Origin of the sequence: Candidatus Pseudothioglobus sp. Uisw_016, from assembly GCF_048087635.1 — a bacterium.
Taxonomy (GTDB): domain Bacteria; phylum Pseudomonadota; class Gammaproteobacteria; order PS1; family Pseudothioglobaceae; genus Pseudothioglobus.
This window is the reverse complement of sequence record NZ_CP159806.1, coordinates 242,548-261,559: the sequence shown is the minus strand read 5'-3', so window position 1 is coordinate 261,559 and position 19,012 is coordinate 242,548. Positions and strand designations below refer to the sequence as shown.

General features: G+C 34.1%; 25 protein-coding genes and 1 pseudogene. 4 read left to right on the top strand and 22 right to left on the bottom strand.

Going from position 1 to position 19,012, the window contains the following annotated elements; translation table 11 throughout:
- The 10 genes from hisH to folB form a co-directional block, all read right to left on the bottom strand.
- Positions 1-615, bottom strand: coding sequence for an imidazole glycerol phosphate synthase subunit HisH (gene hisH / locus ABXT69_RS01305; RefSeq protein ID WP_416678468.1), 615 nt, complete (start codon positions 613-615; stop codon positions 1-3).
- Positions 616-636: 21 nt separating this feature from the next.
- Positions 637-1,218, bottom strand: a complete 582-nt coding sequence (hisB, locus tag ABXT69_RS01300; protein ID WP_416678467.1) for an imidazoleglycerol-phosphate dehydratase HisB — start codon at positions 1,216-1,218, stop codon at positions 637-639.
- A gap of 14 nt (positions 1,219-1,232) precedes the next feature.
- The gene (locus tag ABXT69_RS01295; protein WP_416678465.1) at positions 1,233-2,258 is read right to left on the bottom strand and encodes an aspartate-semialdehyde dehydrogenase; all 1,026 of its coding nucleotides are present in this window, start codon (positions 2,256-2,258) and stop codon (positions 1,233-1,235) included.
- Positions 2,259-2,386: 128 nt separating this feature from the next.
- Positions 2,387-3,292: an aldo/keto reductase gene (locus tag ABXT69_RS01290; protein ID WP_416678463.1), complete on the bottom strand. Its 906-nt coding sequence runs from the start codon at positions 3,290-3,292 to the stop codon at positions 2,387-2,389.
- 23 nt (positions 3,293-3,315) lie between these two features.
- Complete coding sequence (locus tag ABXT69_RS01285; protein WP_416678461.1) at positions 3,316-4,056, bottom strand: Nif3-like dinuclear metal center hexameric protein; 741 nt, start codon at positions 4,054-4,056, stop codon at positions 3,316-3,318.
- Positions 4,049-5,110, bottom strand: coding sequence for a histidinol-phosphate transaminase (hisC, locus tag ABXT69_RS01280; RefSeq protein WP_416678458.1), 1,062 nt, complete (start codon positions 5,108-5,110; stop codon positions 4,049-4,051). Before hisC ends, ABXT69_RS01285 begins: the two co-directional genes overlap by 8 nt.
- Complete coding sequence (gene thiD, locus ABXT69_RS01275) at positions 5,107-5,886, bottom strand: bifunctional hydroxymethylpyrimidine kinase/phosphomethylpyrimidine kinase (protein ID WP_416678456.1); 780 nt, start codon at positions 5,884-5,886, stop codon at positions 5,107-5,109. Before thiD ends, hisC begins: the two co-directional genes overlap by 4 nt.
- 5 nt (positions 5,887-5,891) lie before the next feature.
- A complete protein-coding gene (locus ABXT69_RS01270; RefSeq protein WP_416678454.1) occupies positions 5,892-6,518 on the bottom strand; it encodes a thiol:disulfide interchange protein DsbA/DsbL in 627 nt (208 codons plus the stop codon).
- Between the two features lie 11 nt (positions 6,519-6,529).
- On the bottom strand, positions 6,530-7,024 hold the full coding sequence (gene folK, locus ABXT69_RS01265; protein WP_416678451.1) for a 2-amino-4-hydroxy-6-hydroxymethyldihydropteridine diphosphokinase: 495 nt from the start codon (positions 7,022-7,024) through the stop codon (positions 6,530-6,532).
- On the bottom strand, positions 7,024-7,377 hold the full coding sequence (gene folB, locus ABXT69_RS01260; RefSeq protein WP_271541275.1) for a dihydroneopterin aldolase: 354 nt from the start codon (positions 7,375-7,377) through the stop codon (positions 7,024-7,026). The genes folK and folB overlap by 1 nt, the downstream gene beginning before the upstream one ends.
- Positions 7,378-7,508: 131 nt before the next feature.
- Between folB and plsY the strand changes: the two genes are divergently transcribed.
- Entirely contained in the window at positions 7,509-8,090 is a 582-nt protein-coding gene (gene plsY / locus ABXT69_RS01255; RefSeq protein ID WP_416678450.1) for a glycerol-3-phosphate 1-O-acyltransferase PlsY, read from the top strand.
- Between the two features lie 56 nt (positions 8,091-8,146).
- On the opposite strand, the gene ABXT69_RS01250 is transcribed toward plsY, so the two are convergent.
- The 3 genes from ABXT69_RS01250 to ABXT69_RS01240 form a co-directional block, all read right to left on the bottom strand.
- On the bottom strand, positions 8,147-8,425 hold the full coding sequence (locus ABXT69_RS01250; RefSeq protein WP_416678448.1) for a hypothetical protein: 279 nt from the start codon (positions 8,423-8,425) through the stop codon (positions 8,147-8,149).
- A gap of 56 nt (positions 8,426-8,481) precedes the next feature.
- Entirely contained in the window at positions 8,482-9,021 is a 540-nt protein-coding gene (locus ABXT69_RS01245; protein ID WP_416678447.1) for a lipocalin family protein, read from the bottom strand.
- A gap of 123 nt (positions 9,022-9,144) precedes the next feature.
- Positions 9,145-10,707 (bottom strand): tetratricopeptide repeat protein, encoded by a 1,563-nt coding sequence (locus ABXT69_RS01240; RefSeq protein WP_416678445.1) that lies wholly within the window; start codon positions 10,705-10,707, stop codon positions 9,145-9,147.
- 325 nt (positions 10,708-11,032) lie between these two features.
- On the opposite strand from ABXT69_RS01240, the gene ABXT69_RS01235 reads away from it, so the two are divergent.
- Both ABXT69_RS01235 and ABXT69_RS01230 read left to right on the top strand, forming a co-directional pair.
- Positions 11,033-11,278: a hypothetical protein gene (locus ABXT69_RS01235; protein WP_416678444.1), complete on the top strand. Its 246-nt coding sequence runs from the start codon at positions 11,033-11,035 to the stop codon at positions 11,276-11,278.
- A gap of 54 nt (positions 11,279-11,332) precedes the next feature.
- Entirely contained in the window at positions 11,333-11,617 is a 285-nt protein-coding gene (locus ABXT69_RS01230; RefSeq protein ID WP_416678442.1) for a transposase, read from the top strand.
- Positions 11,618-11,690: 73 nt separating this feature from the next.
- Here ABXT69_RS01230 and ABXT69_RS01225 read toward each other — a convergent pair.
- The 3 genes and pseudogenes from ABXT69_RS01225 to ABXT69_RS01215 all read right to left on the bottom strand — a co-directional run bounded on the left by ABXT69_RS01225 (position 11,691) and on the right by ABXT69_RS01215 (position 12,481).
- Positions 11,691-11,887, bottom strand: a pseudogene (locus tag ABXT69_RS01225) (DUF3565 domain-containing protein).
- Between the two features lie 16 nt (positions 11,888-11,903).
- A complete protein-coding gene (locus ABXT69_RS01220) occupies positions 11,904-12,095 on the bottom strand; it encodes a CPXCG motif-containing cysteine-rich protein (protein ID WP_416678440.1) in 192 nt (63 codons plus the stop codon).
- 17 nt (positions 12,096-12,112) lie between these two features.
- Positions 12,113-12,481 carry a DUF2237 family protein gene (locus ABXT69_RS01215; protein ID WP_416678437.1) on the bottom strand — a complete coding sequence of 123 codons (369 nt, stop codon included), beginning with the start codon at positions 12,479-12,481 and terminating at the stop codon, positions 12,113-12,115.
- Between the two features lie 87 nt (positions 12,482-12,568).
- On the opposite strand from ABXT69_RS01215, the gene ABXT69_RS01210 reads away from it, so the two are divergent.
- On the top strand, positions 12,569-13,702 hold the full coding sequence (locus ABXT69_RS01210) for an agmatine deiminase family protein (RefSeq protein WP_416678434.1): 1,134 nt from the start codon (positions 12,569-12,571) through the stop codon (positions 13,700-13,702).
- A 37-nt stretch (positions 13,703-13,739) separates the two neighbouring features.
- Here the strand turns inward: ABXT69_RS01210 and ABXT69_RS01205 are convergent, their stop codons facing one another.
- The 6 genes from ABXT69_RS01205 to ABXT69_RS01180 form a co-directional block, all read right to left on the bottom strand.
- Complete coding sequence (locus ABXT69_RS01205; RefSeq protein ID WP_416678432.1) at positions 13,740-14,483, bottom strand: hypothetical protein; 744 nt, start codon at positions 14,481-14,483, stop codon at positions 13,740-13,742.
- A 7-nt stretch (positions 14,484-14,490) separates the two neighbouring features.
- The gene (locus tag ABXT69_RS01200; RefSeq protein WP_416678429.1) at positions 14,491-15,612 is read right to left on the bottom strand and encodes a hypothetical protein; all 1,122 of its coding nucleotides are present in this window, start codon (positions 15,610-15,612) and stop codon (positions 14,491-14,493) included.
- A gap of 388 nt (positions 15,613-16,000) precedes the next feature.
- Positions 16,001-16,507, bottom strand: coding sequence for a cytochrome b (locus ABXT69_RS01195; protein WP_416678426.1), 507 nt, complete (start codon positions 16,505-16,507; stop codon positions 16,001-16,003).
- Between the two features lie 155 nt (positions 16,508-16,662).
- Complete coding sequence (locus ABXT69_RS01190) at positions 16,663-17,175, bottom strand: hypothetical protein (protein WP_416678424.1); 513 nt, start codon at positions 17,173-17,175, stop codon at positions 16,663-16,665.
- Between the two features lie 157 nt (positions 17,176-17,332).
- Positions 17,333-18,094: an ABC transporter permease gene (locus ABXT69_RS01185; RefSeq protein WP_416678422.1), complete on the bottom strand. Its 762-nt coding sequence runs from the start codon at positions 18,092-18,094 to the stop codon at positions 17,333-17,335.
- A gap of 8 nt (positions 18,095-18,102) precedes the next feature.
- A complete protein-coding gene (locus tag ABXT69_RS01180) occupies positions 18,103-19,011 on the bottom strand; it encodes an ABC transporter ATP-binding protein (RefSeq protein ID WP_416678420.1) in 909 nt (302 codons plus the stop codon).
- Position 19,012: the final 1 nt, after the last annotated feature.

Genomic DNA, 19,012 nt, shown 5'->3' with positions numbered 1-19,012 from the left:
CTATGTCCAATTAGTAAAGTTTTTAAGTAGTTGCAGCCCATCACTTTGTGACTTTTCTGGATGGAATTGCACAGCAAAGAGTTGATCGATTGCAATTGCAGATGTAAAAGTATGTCCATAATCTGTCGTTCCGGCAACACAACTTTCATCGACCTCTTCTACATAATAACTGTGCACACTATAAAAGCGACTGTTATTGTCAATTTTATGCCATAGTGGGTGATTCTTTACTTGATTTACTCTATTCCAACCCATATGTGGTATTTTAAGTTCACTATTTTGAAATTTTATGACTTTTCCTGGAACTATTGAAAGCCCTTCAGTTGTATTATTTTCTTCACTATAGTCAAATAATAATTGCAAACCAAGGCATATTCCAAGAAATGGTTTTGATTTCGAAGCTAATTTAACTTCATCAATTAGTTCATTTGAAGCAAGAGCGTTCATGCACGAACCCATCGCCCCTTGTCCTGGAAAAACAACACGGTCAGAATCTCTTATGACTTTTGGATTATTAGTAAGAAGGCACTTATCATTTGGTGCTACATGCTCAATAGCTTTTTGAACAGAACGTACATTTCCCATTCCATAGTCAACAATTGCAATTGTTTGCATGTTGCTCTTCCTAATTGTCTTTTAAAGTGAGCCCTTGGTCGAAGGGATTGTATTTGCTTGCCTCTCATCTGGAGTCACAGCCATTCGAAGCGCTCTTCCAAAAGCTTTGAAAACAGTTTCTGCTTGGTGATGAGAATTTATGCCTTTCAAATTATCAATATGGAGAGTAACTAAGGCATGATTTACAAAACCCTGGAAGAATTCTCTAATTAAATCTAAATCAAATGTACCTACCCTATCTCTTGTAAATTTAACCCCAAGATCCAGCCCAGGTCGGCCAGATAAATCTATAACTACTCTTGACAATGCCTCATCTAAAGGAACATAGGCATGGCCATAACGCGTCAATCCTTTTTTATCACCTACAGCATCAAAGAACGCTTGTCCAAAAGTTATTCCAACATCTTCAACCGTATGATGATCGTCTATTTCATTATCACCATCACATTTAATTGAAATATCCATTAACCCATGGCGAGCAATTTGATCTAGCATGTGATCTAAAAATGGAACGCCTGTTTCTATCTCAGCTTTTCCACTTCCATATAGCTCTAGCCTAAGGGCTATATCAGTTTCATTTGTCTTGCGTTCTTTAGTAATCATAATTTGATTTTATCTTAAGCAATATAGTCTCTGATGAGTATTTCAGCTATTTGAATACTATTAAGAGCAGCCCCTTTTCTAATATTATCTGACACAACCCATAAATTTAAACCTTTATCATGACTGATATCTTCCCTAATTCTGCTTACATATGTAGCGTCAGTATTGGTTGCTTCAACAAAAGGTGTTGCATATCCACCATCTTTTCTTTCGTCCATAACAATGACACCTTCTGCTTTTTCAAGTAAATTTCGAGCATCAATCGCTGTAATTTTTTCTTTAGTCTCAATATGAACCGCTTCTGAATGGCCATATACTACTGGAATCCTTACTGCAGTAGGATTAACAAGAAGGCTATCATCCTCAAATATTTTTTGAGTCTCCCAAACCATTTTCATTTCCTCTCTTGTATATCCATTATCTTGAAATGTATCAATATGTGGAATAGCATTAAAAGCAATTTGTTTGGTATAAACATCTACCTCTACATCATTGCCATTTAATAAATTAGCAGTTTGATTAGTAAGCTCAGTAATCGCTTCTTTTCCACTTCCAGAGACTGCTTGGTATGTTGCAACATTAATTCTAGAGATTCCAACAGCATCATATATCGGCTTTAAAGCAACGAGCATCTGAATTGTTGAACAGTTTGGATTAGAAATAATATTTCGATTAGTGTAATTAGCTATCGCGTGAGGATTAACCTCTGGAACAACCAGCGGAATGTCATCATCCCTTCTAAAGTGAGATGTGTTATCAATTACAATGCACCCTTGTGCAGCAGCAATTGGCGCATATTTTTCTGAAATATCGCCGCCAGCAGAAAATATACCCATTTGAACTTTAGAAAAATCAAAAGTATCTAGATCCCCGACAATCCATGACTTTCCTTGGCATGAAACCTTACTTCCAGCGGAGCGTTTGGATGCTAGTGGGTACAAATTTTCAATAGGAAATTTTCTTTGATCGAGAATTGAGATCAATGTTTCCCCAACCGCACCAGTTGCGCCAACGATAGCAATGTTATATTTTTTGCTCATAATAATTTGAAGAAACTAAAAAAACTATAGATTATACGAAGGACTGGGACTAATATTCATAAATATATTCAATACTTTAGGATATTTATTTCATTCAGCCAAGTCGAAGTATTGTTATTTTAAATAAATTAAGGAAGGCGCCATGGCAGAACACCATCATTAAATGATGCAGTATAAAGCTCAAACCAAGTCTCACGATCCATCTTAACCTTCATTGCATCAGAAATTTTTGCAATCCTATCTAAATTATTTGTACCCATTACAGGGCAAATTTTGGCTGGATGAGCTAATATCCACGCAACGGCAACAGCTGCCATATCAACATTTTGATTAGCTGCAATCTTTGCGAGTGCCTTGCCAAGTAATCCATTATTACTCATCAATTTCCCGCCCCCAAGTGGTGACCAAGCCATTACAGTTGTTTTTTGCTCTTGATGGAAAGCAAGATCTCCATTTGTAAACGCATCAGTTGCAGCTAAAGACATCTCAATTTGATTTGTTATCAATGGGCTTTTCATACCTGACTGCAACAACCTATAATCCCAAGGCTTAAAGTTTGAGACGCCAACTTCCTTTACTTTTCCAGACAAAACAAGTTCATCTAACGCCTTTCCAGTCTCAAGATGATCCATATAAGGATCTTGTCGATGGATTAATAATAGGTCTAGATAATCTGTAGACATATTCTTTAAAGATGCATCAACAGAGTCAAAGATATGCTCTCTTGAAGTGTCATAATGACTAAATGTTGCACTAGAGTATCTATCAGAGGGATTAACTATGCCACATTTTGATACGATTTCAATCTTATGCCTTAAGGATGGAGTTTTCTTCAAAACACTCCCAAATAAGCCTTCTCCAGTATACAAACCATATACTGCAGCTTGATCAAACGTTGTGATTCCCTGATCTAAGCATAAATTAACTTTGTTACTAATATGTTTGGTTGATGTATTAGCGTCATTAGCTAAACGCCACATCCCATAAATGATTCGACTAAAGTTAGAAGAACTAGAAAAATTTAACCGCTCCATACTAACTCCAAATAGTAATAAGATTAAACAGAATTATCAACTTCAATATAGTGGTGTTGTAATTTGAATTGAGAGCAAAGATGTTTGCATAGAGCCTGCACCCCATATCTTTCTGTCGCATGATGGCCAGCAGAAATAAATGTAATATTGTTTTCTTTAGCAACTGCAGGGGTCTTTTCTGACACCTCTCCACTCAAATACAAATCGACGTTAAGATTGATTGCATCCTCAATAAAACCTTGGGCAGCTCCCGTACACCAAGAAATTTTTTTAATCTTCCCACTCTGTTTGCCAAATACTTGAGGCGCCCTATCTAGTTTTTCTTCAATCAATTTTGAAAAATCACTTATATTAGTATTTAGCTCCCCTTGCCATAGCAAACTCCCTGCAACAGGCTCCATATTTTTTATCCCTAAGCGCCTTCCAAGCTCAACATTATTTCCAACCTCATAGTGGTCATCAAGGGGAAGGTGAAAACCAAAAAGATTGATATTGTGTTTAAGCAATAAAGCAATCTTAGCTCGCTTTGGACCAGATATTGTTTTTGATTCGTTATCCCAAAAAACACCATGATGAACAAAAATAGCATCTGCTTTTTCTTCAATAGCTCTCTCGATAAGCTCTAGATTAGCACTAACACCACTTACAATTTTAGTGATATTTAATGAACCTTCAATCTGAAGTCCATTAGGGCAATAATCCTTAAATTTATAAATATCAAGATAGGTATTACAGTAATTTTTTAACTCTTCACGATTAACCATAGTAATCCTTGATGCACTCTAAAAGAACATTATTCTCTTTTGCTTCACTAACACTGATGCGTATGAAATTTTCTAATTGCATACCAATTGCAAAACCCTTTATAAGAATTCCACTTTCTTTTAATGATTCTAATAAAGATTTTGCATTGTCAGACTTTACTAAAAGAAAGTTAGTTTGAGATGGATAGACAGTAAGTCCTGGAATTAAAGAAAGCTCGTCATAAAGTCGGCCCCTTTCATCCATAATTATTTTGGCATTACTTACAATACGCTGACTATCTTTAAGTAAAAAATTTGCACTCACCTGAGTCAAAATATTTATATTATATGGAAGCCGTAATTTGTTTAATTGTTCAATAGTTTCTTCGCTTCCGACTAATAAACCAAGTCTTAAGCCTGCAAAACCAATTTTTGAAATGGTTCTAAGTACCACTAGGTTTGAAAAATTGTCAATTTCAGTCAAAAAACTTCGCTCCGAATATGCATAGTAAGCTTCATCAAGAACCACTAAAGCATCAGTAGACTGAATAATTTCTCTAATCACATCATAATCAAAAGCATTTCCGGTTGGATTGTTTGGATAAGCTATAAAAATTAACTTTGGTTTTTTAGTTTTAATAGCTAGTAGCGTAGCGTTTAAATCAATATCAAAATTCTCATCCAATGGAATTCCATGATAATTTAATTGTGCAAATTTTGAAACCAGTTCGTACATCACGAAACTTGGCTCAAAGCTCATTATCGAGTCACCACTGCTGCAGGCTAGTGACAATAGTTGAATTAACTCATCTGAGCCATTTCCAAGAAGCACGCCAAAATCTTTTGGGATGCCCATTAAGTTTCTTAGAGTAGCTTGAAGTTCTTCAGCACTTGCATCTGGATAGCGATTTACTTCTGATCTTGATATATACTCTAAGAATTCATCTTTTAATTCTTCAGGAACACCAAATGGACTTTCCATTGCATCCATCTTGAGCATATTCTTTGCAGAAGGAACATGGTAAGCATTAATATTTCTAATATCAGATCTTAGCCATTGATCAATAAAGGTCATAATTGTTTAGGAAAAGTTCTATTTGGATGATACTGCATTTTACCAACCTTTTTAGCGCTTAATAAAGATTGGTAGGTATAGTCAAGAGCCTTTTTACAGGCATCTTCAACAGGTACATTATCTGCCAGCAAAGCTGCAATGGCACTAGATAATGTGCATCCAGAACCATGATACTGGCCTGTCAATTTCTTATAGGTAAATTTACTTACCAAATTAGCATTATGATATAAACGATGTTCAACTTGAATTTCAGAGCTATCAGAAGTCGTTAAAAGCACCCAAGGGCAATTTAAACTAGATATTGCTGACTCTTCATTGAGTCCAGGAGCCAGAGCGTTTAATTCAGCTAAATTAGGTGTCACTATTAAGCACAAAGGGATGAGCTCATTCTTCATGGCATCAATCATCTCTTTGCTGCTTAGAATATCATCTGTACTCGAACTTATTATTGGATCAAGAACGATATTTAGTCCCTGCTTGTTAGATAGCAATTTTGAAATAGTTTTAACTTGTGAAGATGTGCCTAGTAGTCCTATTTTGACTGTATTAAAACTAATATCCTCATCAATTAACTTAAACTGCAATTTTAAAAGGCTATTTTTTGTTGGCTCAAGAGATAGAACTCGCTGAGTATTTTGAGCAGTAAGCGTAGTGATTATTGGAAGTGGAGTCACTCCAAATTGATTTATTGTTTCAATATCTGCTGAAACCCCTGCTGCTCCAGATGGGTCTAGCCCCGAAAATAATAAAACTGAATCGGCTTCAAGCCTAACCATATTTATTATTGAGATTCTTTTTGAATTAGATAGTCAATTACTTCAAAAATTTTCTCAGAACTTCCAGCACTGGTTCCATTAACCATATACTTGCCATTTACAATAAAAGCTGGGACTCCAGGAATACGATATTTATAAGTATTAGCCTTTGCCTTATTAACAGCAATTTTAACTGGGAAGGAGTTATAAACTTTATTTGCCTTCTCTTCATCTACTCCATTAAAAGCGAGCCATGCAACAAAGTCTTGTTGTGTTTTAAACTGTAATTTTTGAATATGGATTGCATTAAATAGGGCTCCGTGTAATCGATCCACTTCGCCTAATTCCTCAAGAATATAGTAAAAACTAGCTCCATACCCCCAACCTGGAAAAACTGCCGGCTGAAGAATAAATTGAGCAGAACTATCCATTGTTTTTAACCAATTGTCTAGCAAAGGATGAACAGTGAAACAATGAGGACAAAAATACCAAAAAAGTTCTCTAACTTCCACTTGACTGCCAGTCTCAGTTTCAATTGCCTTATCTAAGACAATATAATTTTTACCAGCAACAAATTCTGCTTGAGTGGTGTTTGTAAAAAACACAAAAACTGAAAGAATGATCAGAGAAGATAGTGCTGTTATTTTTTTCATATTTGTACTCATTAATCAAAAAGTTTATCAATATTATACTGGTTTAAGTCAAATTCCTTGCTTGATTGGAACTCCTTCCAAAGATCCAAATAGGAAATTCTTTCCTGAGGATGAATGCCATTTGGATTAAGCTCTGCAAGAGGTGCTAAAACAAAAGCATACTTTAAAATATCGCGTCGAGGAATATTTAATTTATCGTCAATGACATCATCATATAAAACAAGATCTAAATCTATTATTCTAGAAGAGAACTTTGGTAAGTTACGATCCCTACCCAAGGTATTTTCAATATCATGCAAAATATTTACAACATCATTAATATTTTTATCTGTCTCAACATTAACGCCAATATTATAAAATTTACTCCCAACGAAGCCTTCGGAGGGACTCTCAAAGAGTGATGAAATAGTAATTTCTGTAAAGTTTGATTCAAGACTATCCAATGCTAAACGAATATTTTTTCGTCTATCTTGGTTTGAGCCAATGTTAAAGTGCAGTAAGCTCATTAGCCAGCTGACCTCTCAATAATTACACCAACACCTTCAGCGCCAGTAATTGCCTCTCCTTTGTTTAGTTTTAATTTAACCCAACTAACATCAAACTCATTAAGAATAATCTGGCAAATTTTCTCTGCCAAGGTTTCAACTAGTTGAAATTCAGACTCTTTCACAAAACCTATAATACGCTTACAAATATTTTTATAGTTTAAAGCCTGATCAATATGATCAGTAGCTGCTGCTTTAGCAATATCTGAAGACATCTCTATATCTAATATTATGTCTTGGCGAATTTTTCTTTCCCAATCATAAATGCCTATAACTGTATCTACTTTAAGACCCTGAACAAAAACAATATCCATATTTAATCTACCCTAAAAAAAACTATTATGATACCTTTGAGAAATCCTTTGATTGCTACAATAAAATGTTTTCATTGATATAATTTATAAATAGTCCTAAAATTCATTAGGGTCAAAATCAGGAGAACTACTTGTTTTACTTTCTAATTGCTAGCTACTTACTTGGATCAATCTCGAGTGCTATTATTATTTGCAAGATTATGGGCCTACCAGACCCAAGAACTAAAGGCTCTCAAAACCCTGGTGCTACCAATGTTCTTCGTATAGGAGGTAAAAAAATAGCCGCATTCGTTCTGTTGTTTGATGGCTTAAAGGGAGCTTTACCAGTAATTCTGGCTCATTATTTGGGCTTTAGTTTATTTGAGCTAACAATCATTTTACTTTGTGCACTTCTTGGGCATGTATTTCCAATTTTTTATGGTTTCAAAGGAGGAAAAGGTGTTGCAACTTACCTTGGAGGATTAATAGGTTTAAACTTCTTTGTAGGATTAACATTTTCAATTATCTGGCTTTTCGTTGCAAAAGTAGTAAAAATTTCATCTGTTGCAGCTTTAACTGCTACATTACTTTCTCCTGTATATTTTTATTTTATTACCTCTCATAACTTTAAAGCCACTCTAGTAATTTTTCTCATAAATCTTTTTATTTATTTTACTCATCGCGAAAATATTAAAAGAATTATGAGTGGAGATGAGAGAGTTATTGGGTCATAGCTAAAGTCCTCTTAAAGGTATGAGGTGTGGTCATGAATTATTGACTGATATTTTTTTCATACTTCCCAAACAACATTAGGCTCATTATCTTCATCAATATCACCATCTTCCGTCAAGGTAAATTGGAAAATCTTTATAGGTTTCCAAGCATCAAACTCAAGTTCCCCATAATTCTGACTTGCAAAATCTTCTAGTTCAATTTGAATTTCCATATCTTCTTCTAGAGTTTGTAATACCTCTTCTAGGTCAATAGAATTGACAATTATAGGCACATCTGCCTCTTCAATAGCTTTTCCTTTATAACTCAATTTTAAGATAACTCCATACTTTGCCATTCTTACTTCTCCTAACTAAAAACTTCTCCTTACAAAAATACTATTGACTCAGTAACTCATTCATGAGTTGCTTTTTGCAAATCATCTAGATCATACCCAAGGGAATCTACCCGAGCCACGAGGCTTGAGTAGTCTTGTTGGGAAATCGTTGGCGTTCGCGCCATAATCCATACATAGTCTCGACTGGTTCTCCCAATAATAGTTTGTTGATAGTTATCATCTAAATAAACAATTCTGTAATCTGCCTTTATTGGCCAGAAAAACTGCATACCCCAAATCGCATTAGTGCGCTTATCTTTTATAAATCCACGAGGCCGATATATCTTAGTTGGGCCATTCAAACTCCCTTTATTGAAAGTGAAGGTAGTTATAATACTTCCATCATTATCAAGCTGATAGGTTTCAATGGGATTGTATGCGTCCCTTTCGAGAAACGTTGGGATAGTTGCAATTACGTACCAATCACCCATGAACCGATCAAGATCAACATAGTCCACCACTGGTATAGGTTTCAATGAACCACCAACTAACATTTGGTTACTAGCACACCCAATTAAACCAAGAGAGATGAATAAGAGTAGGAGTAGTTTTTTCATAAATGAACTTTTTTCTGTTGTAATAACACACAAAAATGTCTTATTATCAATACTAGAAACTCTGCCTCCAAAGGTTGGTAAATTCGTTCTTATAATATCATTAATTTTTTTATATTTACAAATTTAGAGACTATAAAAATTAATACTAATCATAATCCTATCTTTTTTTCCGTTATAAACTACAGAGTGATACCTGTCAGCAGGAAAGATCACTATCTTACCTTCACTAGGCAGAATATTTTCACTAGGGTCATAAAGCTTTAAAGTGCCTGGTTCGCTGCAATCTTGATCTCCTATTGAAAGGTAATACACCAGACTGAACTTTTGTTTAATTAAATTTAAACTAGAATCTAAGTCTAAATCACCAATATGATTATGTCGATTTACACCAGCACCTCCAGCACCCATGATATGGAAAAAAGAATCTTTAATATAGATATCTGTTTTAATAACCTTTGTTAATATTTTTAGTAAATCATCTTCTAGAGTTCTTATAATAGAAGAGTGATTATCTTGAAATAATTGATAACCGGAGCCTCTAGCATTCCCATAAATAGTATCCGTTTGTGGATAATGCTCTAAAGATTTCATCTCATAGAGTTTAGCAATGAGTTCTGGTTCTACCGCTCTATTTAAAATAAGTGGATTGGAGTTTAATTGTGTTTCAAAATCTGAATTACTTATATCACTAGTACTACTATCGTTTTTGCCTCGATTCTTCCTTGCCTTTAAAACTTCTAATAATAGTTCAATTAACTTTGAATCTGGATCAATAGAATATGCCTTCTCTAGAGTTGCTAATGCAGAATCAAGATCTCCATTAGCATAAAAAATAATACTAAGGTTAGTATGAGCATTTGCATAATCAGGCTTCAGTTCGATTGCTTTTATATAGCTTAATTCAGCCTCTTCAAGTCTACCAAGATCTTTTAGGGTATTCCCTAAGTTATTATGGGCTTTAGCAAATTCTGGGTTAATAGCTATTGCTTTTCTGAGGCAAGCCTCTGCTTTTACTAATTGTCCAAGTTCGGTTTGAATTTGTCCCAAATTACTATGGGCATCTGCAAATCCCTCTTTAATTTTTATTGCTTTCTTGAAAGACTTAACAGCAAGATTCATTTTGCCGAGCTTTTTGAGAGCGCAACCAAGATTATTGTGTGCTTCATGATAACTAGGATTAATAGCAATTGCTTTCTCAAAATACCTAACCACTTTGGCAAGTCCATCAAGCTCATCAAGTTCATAAAAAATTAGACCAAGATTGTAATAAGCATATGCAAATTCTGGATTAATTGCTATAGCTTTTTTATAGCTATTTATTGCAGTATCTATTTGTTTTAGCTCCTTAAAGGTATTTCCAAGATTATTATGCGCTTCAATATAGTTAGGACTTATAGCTATTGCATTTTCATAACTTTTAACTGCTTCATCAAGTTGGCTGAGGCCTTGAAGTGACATACCAAGATTATTATGAACCTCGGCATAGTCTTTTTTAATAATTAGTGCTGATTTATAGCTCCTTACTGCATCATCTAACTGGCCTAACGAAGAGTAACAAACACCACTAAGATTGTGAAGTATTGCTTCATTAGGATAGTCATCAATTAAAGTTTTAGACAAATCTATTGCTTTTTGTATTTGACCAGATGAGTAGAGTGCAATAGCGGATTGAATTTCTTGTTGCATAGTGCTAAATATTATTTAATTAAAACTATTAAAAGACTAATTTATCCACATTTGAATTATAAGTCAACTTAAACTAAAGTCCAAATTTTGTTTGATATATATGAGGATATGACTGATTTTTTTAATATACATATATTAAAAAGAATTTGAGTATTTTTTTCATCCTATTATTTTATATCAACTTGAACTTAGGTAGTACATTCTAGTTCTCGTTATTACACAATTTTTAATAAAATATTTCATAATAAACCCTATTATGAAAGGCTTTATATTGAATAATTTTATTGTAGAATAATCATTCTTATATCAACCTAGGAATAATGACATGAAAAAAATACTCTCTCTTACTTTTATAGTTTTACTTTTACCTTCTATGGCTTTTGCTGGAGAGTGTCCAATGCTCAAATCAGGAGTTGAAGATAAAATTGCAACATTAGATCAATCAAAACATGCTACATTAATTAGTATTGCACTTATGCTCCATGAAAAAGGTGTTAAAGCACATGATTCTGGTGATCATGGTATGTCTGAAGAGTTACTTAATGGAGCTTTAAGACTTCTAGATGTCTAAACTATAATTTTAAATGTGCCCTAATTTATATGGGCACATTGCTAAAGACTTTTTATGAAAAAATTCATTTCAATTTTATTTATTACTAGCTTGATAAATGTTTCACATGCAGGTTATCTTGATGATTGGTCTAATGATGATCTTTGTGGATGGATGGAATCATCTTCAACCCCAAAACATATTCTAGATGAAGTAGATAAGAGGGAAATATTATGTTACGGGGGCATTGAGGTTTCAAATTTGCCAGAATCTGATTCTTCTGAGGGTGAAAATGGAACTATTTTTGCAACGCCTGACTCATCATTGGTTATAGAAGTAAAGTCAGAATATTCATACTAAAGTCCAAACTTCATTAGATATTTGTGAGGGTATGACTGAGGATGGTTAATTATTAATCTATACAATCTCAATCTTATTGTAAGTCATACTCATCCTTGCAATACTTAGATTCAAGTTCAAATCCTATGAAATCATTACGTCCGCTATCTGACAAAACCCATTCTGTTGTTGCCAAGGTGGATTATGCCTGACATGCTGAGTGTGGCCACAAGATAAGTCTGCTACCCAGTGATTATCTTCGTCTAGATGAAAGCCAGTTATTTTTTCAATATAAGGTTAGTTGAATTTATTCATTTCCATCACCAACATTATTTATGTTTATTTCACCATCGTAAACTTCATATTCAAGTTTATTTGGATTACAACATATCTCACAGTCATAAATCTCAACGTCATTCCCAATAAAAGATGGATCAATTTCTAATGAAACTTCAAACTGCTCAAAACAAAAAAAACAGGTAATCACTTTATGTATCATTTTATATATTCTCCATTTTAATCATCTACTGCATATTTTTTGAGAAGCTCCATTGGAATTATTTCCAATGCTCTTATATGTGTACTTTGTAAATTCAGTCTTGGTGCCATGCCACTTTTCTCTGCTTCTAACCAACGCTCAGCACATACACACCAACTATCACCTGGTTTTAAACCTTCAAAGCCATAAGCCAGCATAGGAGTAGACAAATCATTTCCTTGCGATTTTGTGTAGTCTAAAAATTCCTGCGAAGTTTCAATACAAACTGTATGAGAGCCAGAGTCATCATTACAAGTATTACATTCGCCATCTCTATAGAATCCAGTAACTGGATCCATACCGCAGATTTCTAATTTTTCACCAAACACGTTAATTGATTCATCCATTGTTAAAAGTATTTAAAAACAAAGTCAGCATTATATTTAAAATTTCGTTTGATATGTGTGAGGCATCATTCTTTATTTAAAATGGGAATGGTGGACAACATTAACAACACAAAAAGAAAAAGAAAAATTTGGTTTATCTCAATATTACTTCTACTTTCTGCGATAAGCATTAATACGCTCGCAAATGGAGTTAACAATTCAACAAAACGTGTTCCAGCTGAATGGGAAACTCAAGAAGCAATTTGGATGCAATGGCCTGGTTATTGGGAAAAAGAATATGAACCAACCTTTGCAAAGATATCTGCAATTATTTCTCGTTACGAAACACTACACATTTTATATCATTCTGAAAAAATTTATGCAGAGGCACATAAAGCGATAAATGACATAGGAGCAGACCCTCAAAATAAAAATATCCGATGGCACAAAGTGCCTAATGACAATGCTTGGATGCGAGATAATGGGCCTATTTATGTTTTAGAAGATAATGAGTTAAGAATTCAAAATTGGGATTTTAATGCATGGGGCGGTGCTTTTGGCTCAGACATTCCTTTTAACCTCGACAACATGGTCCCGGATAAAGTTGGAACGATACTTAATATGCCTGTTGATTATATAAATATAGTCCATGAACGTGGTAACTTAGAGTTTAACGGATTAGATACAGTTATTACAAATTGGAGCGCTCTAGGTGATCCAAGTCGAAATTTGAACTACAATAAACAACAGGCAGAAACTGACCTGAGGAAACACTTTGGTGTAACAAATGTTATTTTCATTGAGGGTATTCCAGATGAAGACTTTACCAGAGGACACATTGATGGTATTGCCCGGTTTATTGGAGTAGAAACTGTTGTAGTAGTTCAATGTACATCTCGATCTTTATGTCGACCAGATAGTAAAGATGCTGAGATTTATGATAATGCAGCAAAAATAATAGAGAAAGCAGGGCTTAATGTAATAAGAGAGCCCATTGAGGGTTTTGTAAAATATAGTGATCAAAATTTTGATACAAATTACATGAACTGGTTAGTTGGTAACGGATTTGTAATTGTGCCTGGCTTTGGGAATCCTGAAACAGATACCTCAGCTAAATCTCGTATCGAAAATTACTTTCCAAATCGTGATGTATATTTAATTGAAATGTTAAGTTCATGGGCGGCTGGTGGTGGAGTTCACTGCCATACAAATGATCAGCCTGCTAATCCAATTAAAAAATAATCTTTATCTTTATTTAACCCTAAAGGACAATAAGTATCTATTTTGAATATATAGATAAGTCAAAGTTCTGATTGTCAAAATACTTAATCCTATTTGGAATAGTTTGTAGAATTGTTGACTTAAGTTTGGGAGAGATTCTGTCGCTTCTATGATTAACCGCTATGTAAGTTAGAAAACTTTCAGCAATATCCTCTCTCATTGGATTTTCTTCTGCATAACCAGAAATAAAATGATTATCTTTGCGTTGTGCTTCTTGCCAAGCATAATTTTTAGCATGATATGAATCAAGAGACGTATGCGAGGCTTCATGAATTAAAGTCTCTTCTAAAATACCATCTTCTTCATATTCTTTTGTTTGCCCTGTATGGATTAATATGTTGTTATTACCACCTCCAAAAGGGTTTACTCCTTTGTGAATCCATGAAGTTTGTATATCTTTTCTAAGAACTGCTGGAAGTTGTCCAATTAAGAAGGCATACTTTTTAGCCTCAACCTCTGCCATTGACTTATCTTTAAATTCTGGATTTACTTGCATCTCAATAATACTTCCATCTTCAAATTGAGCTTCAAATAAAAATGCCTGCAAGTTAACCCAAGAACTTCTCCTGTCATACATTTGTCTTGGACTTTGTCCTTTGTATGAGATATTTTTAAAAGTAGAGGGGTCTTCAGCAGTAACAATATTAGGATCAATAAATATTGTTCCCCAAAATGGAGGTTCTTTACAAAAACTCTGAGTTGAGATAAGAGATAATGCTATAAGTAAGAGTAGTTTCTTCATAAAGAAATTAAAAATCTAATTTTGCTAAACAGTCCAGAGATCTTTGATGGTTATACTGAGGTTGCCACCTAGTCAGCAAGCACGAGGGTGATCGAGGTTGTAATTGAAAATCTTCTTCAGTGGGTTCTAAAAAAGCGCTTCTTCTTAGGTCCATTTCACACTCAGGATTAGAGTGTCCATAATACTCGACTCTATCTTTGTCAACAAAAAGATCCATATAATATAAGTCAGCACCTCCATTACTCATAACATCATTTTTGTAGCCAGGGGATTGTTTACCTAGGTGGTCATTTTTACCCCATGGACTATTTCGCTCAATTACAGCTCCAGGAGCGCACAACTGCACAAAACCCAGCGAATGGAATAATTCATGTTCATTTGGATGAAATCCATCCATAACATCGGCGCCAGGACGACCTAAGTATGTAACGCCCATAACAACTTCAATATCACCACTCGGACTATTAAGCATCGCATTACCTGCTTGCCCCCATTCGTAATTGTATTCATCTTGATAGAAGATAGAGTAGAGTTTCTTAGGTTTATAGAAACCATGCCTTACAGCTTCTGAAGCAAAAAAACCTGCAGCATCTTTTGACCAGTTTATTTGATTTTTAGTTTTGGCTACACGCATAAAGCTGACGTCTAAATTACCTTCTTTTGTAAGGTCTAATCTAAACTGCTTTTCTTTAGTTTTATTTTTTAAATGCTCATTACCTCGTATGATAATTTTTTCTATTGTTCCATTTACATCGAACTGTTTATCTATTGAGTCAGAGGCAATGATATAGATAACATGAACTTGATAGTCACCTGACACATCTTCTTGATCATACAAAAACCTACCTTTAATGTTATCTTTTGAGTTTATATATGTCAGCTTATCCTGCTCACTACTTTTAATAAAATCTTGATCGCTGGCATATGTTTTGAACGTGGGATAGCTGGTATATTTCTCTTCGTCAATTGAGCTAAGATTTAAATTATCATTTCCATTACACTCAAATACAAAATAAGTACCGTCCGCAGATATACTCCTTACTGGCTCACTGCCATCAGGACAGCCTGCTGCGAAACCTTGAATTGAGAAGAAGGATAGAATTAAAAGAAAGATATATTTTTTAAACATACCTTGAGTATATACCTACTAATTTTAATTAAAAGATTCACAATGGTCTATTGAATAATCTAAATATACAAACTTAGTGATAAAGTCCAAATTGCGCTTGATGTGTGAGAGATTAAATTAAAGATTCTCTTACATACTCATTACATACTTTTTAGGATATCTCATGAGAACTCGGTTTACGAGGTGCTATATTACTCTGTCTTAATACTCACTTCCTTACTAAAACGTATAGGTAGTGGGTTTTGTTAATATACATTTAATATACATATGACTTTTTTCCCTTTTAGGTAGTGGGTTTAAGTTCTCGTTAATATACACTTTAATATACATTTTTTATTTAAAAGAAGGTCAGAACTGACTCACATTTAATTGAGTAGTTTTTCATAATCTATTCCTTCCAAAACGGAACCATTGAGGACCAAACTCCGTCTTTTTTTAATCGATGATAAGTTGCAGCAACAATATGGAATCCAATAAGCCAATAGATAATTGATACTGCAAATTCATGAATACCAATTACTAAATTAATCAAAAACCCATCCTTTAAATCTAACCAAAATAACCAGCCAATTATTAATCCAGAAAATGGAATCAATGCAAGGCATATATACATTCCATAATGAACAATTTTTGCTGCTAACTTTTGAGATTTAGGTGTGTGATCTGATATTGATGATTGTTGGGTGGTTTTCATATAAACAAAACGAATAATGAGTAATAATAAAAATGCTAAAGCAAATATTACTTCGAACATTAATAGATTATCGTCTTCTAATTGATTAATACTGTCTATTTGCTTTAGTAAACCATAAAGAAATAATATCACAAAACCCCAATGCAGGAGTTTTGCAAAAGAACTAAAATTTTTATTAATACTCTCTGTTTTTAGATTCATTAGTTAAAAAGTATTTAAAAATGAATTCGATATTATATTCAAAATTTCGTTTGATGTATGAGGGAAGGTTAATTAATGTGTAACTAAGTTCATTGACCTCATTCGACCATTACATCTCAAACCTTACATAAGGTTTTGAATTGCCATTACCAATTCTAACTTTGGATTATTTGGTGGTGAGCATTTACCGTAGCTTTGAATGCCAAGAGCGTAAACAGGCAAGACACAGCAGATAGTGCAACTCGGACCCAATGTAAGTTGTACCAGAATTCAAGATTTACACGAGCCTCTTCTGGTGTAAATGATTGCGCAACAAACCCATTATTCATTGGTATAAAGTAGACAGCAGATAGGCCAAGCCCAATCAAAGATAGAACAAGCGCACAAAGCCAATAATTTCGAGCGAGTATAGTTTTCCGTGTGATCCAGATAGCAACAATTATTGCAAGTAAGCTAGGTAAAAACGTTAATGGCAGAGTCATCAAAAGCAAATCAAATTTACCTGCGAAGTCATTCATGAATGCAACTGGCTCTAAGGTTAACCAGAAAGCCGCATGTACCACCCCCATATTGATTAAGTTACCCAGATAAGCACCTGATGTGATAATGGCAATCGCATAGATTGAGAAGCTTAGAACATTTAAATCCACATGTTTTGATCGAGCCATATTAGTCTCTCCTAAAAAAATATGATTATATGTTAACTTAAATTAAAGTTCAAATTTCGTTTGATGTGTGTGAGGGGTTATATTAATACTTTTAATATACATTTAATATACAAATACTTTAAAACCTTTTCGCAATAGGGTCTGTAGAGCATTCTGCCTATTCTGTCTTTATACTAACACCCCGACTTAAAAGTTTATTAGCGATTAATGCCAAAATAATAATCATAATACAAGGCACTAAAAAAGCCTTCCATAACTCAACAGAGCCAATACCTAAAAATCCCATTCTAAATGCATCCATCATATAATATATTGGGTTAAAAATTGATACGCTCCTCCAGAAGCTAGGCAATATATCAATACTATAAAACATACCCCCAAGATAAGTTAATGGAAGCAAAACGAAATTTGGAACGATTGAAATATCATCAAAAGTCTTTGCAAAAACTGCATTTATAAAGCCAGCTAAAGCGAACATAACAGACGTTATAAGAAAGGTTATACCTATAACTATAAAACTATGAATTTGAATTTCAACAAAAAATGATATTGTAAAGGTGACTGCAAGACCAATAGTTAGCCCCCTACAAACCCCACCACTCACGAATCCTAATAAGATCACCCAATTAGGAGTTGTGGAAACTAATAACTCTTCAAAGCTATTATTATATTTAGTCATAAAGAATGAGGAAACTGTATTCGCATAAGATTGCATAATTACTGTCATAAGAATAATTCCAGGAACTATAAAATCTAGATAATCAACGCCCTGCATTTGACCAATTCTCCCACCCATTAAACCACCAAATATTAGTAAATATAGTGAGGTTGTAATAACTGGAGGAATTATCGTTTGAATCCAAATTCTTACAAATCTTAGTATCTCTTTTGTAACAATGGTTTTATAAGCAATCCACATAATAATATTTAACTAGTAATTGATAAAAATAAAGCTTCTAAGCGGTTTTGTGAACTACGAAGGTGGGACACATTAATATTTTGAGCTGACAAACTTAAAATTACATCTGAGATTGAAGTATTTTCTCCTTGTGCAACCTGTAAAGTAGTGTCATCTATTACTAGACAATCACAATTAGTGATAGAAACATTGTTTGTCAATTTTTCGATAGTGTCTAGAATTAGTACTTGCCTCTTCGCTTTTAAAAGAAGCTTCTTCATATTAGTCTGCTCAACAAGATCGCCATCATTAAGAATTGCAATATTCCTGCATAAAGATTCTGCCTCTTCCAAATAATGAGTAGTTAATATAATTGTCATGCCCTCTTTATTAAGCTGAGTTAAGTAAGCCCACATTGATTTACGAATTTCAACGTCAACGCCTGCAGTTGGCTCGTCTAGAATTAATATGCTTGGTTTATGCATCAATGCTCGAGCCAGCATCAGTCGCCTTTTCATTCCACCAGATAGGGATTGAGCAACATCAAATCGTCTATCCCATAACTCCATCTTTTTCAAAAGAACTTCAGCTTGAATTTTAGCTTCTGCGCGAGAAATTCCAAAGTAACCAGCTTGGTTCATAAGAATTTCCATATTAGGCTCATGGGGATTAAAGTTAAACTCCTGAGGCATTAAGCCAATCATTTGTTTTACTTCATTTACATGTTTATTTTGATCTAGACCATTTATCTTTACCTCACCAGAGGTGCCCTTTAGCAAGCCTGAAATAATTCCAATTGCCGTAGTTTTTCCAGCGCCATTAGAACCTAAAAGTGCAAAAAAATCACCCTTTTCTACCCTTAGATTTACACCCTTCAGTGCCTCAAGATTATTAGAATATATTTTGGTTAGATTATCTGTGGAAAGTGCTAATGTCATA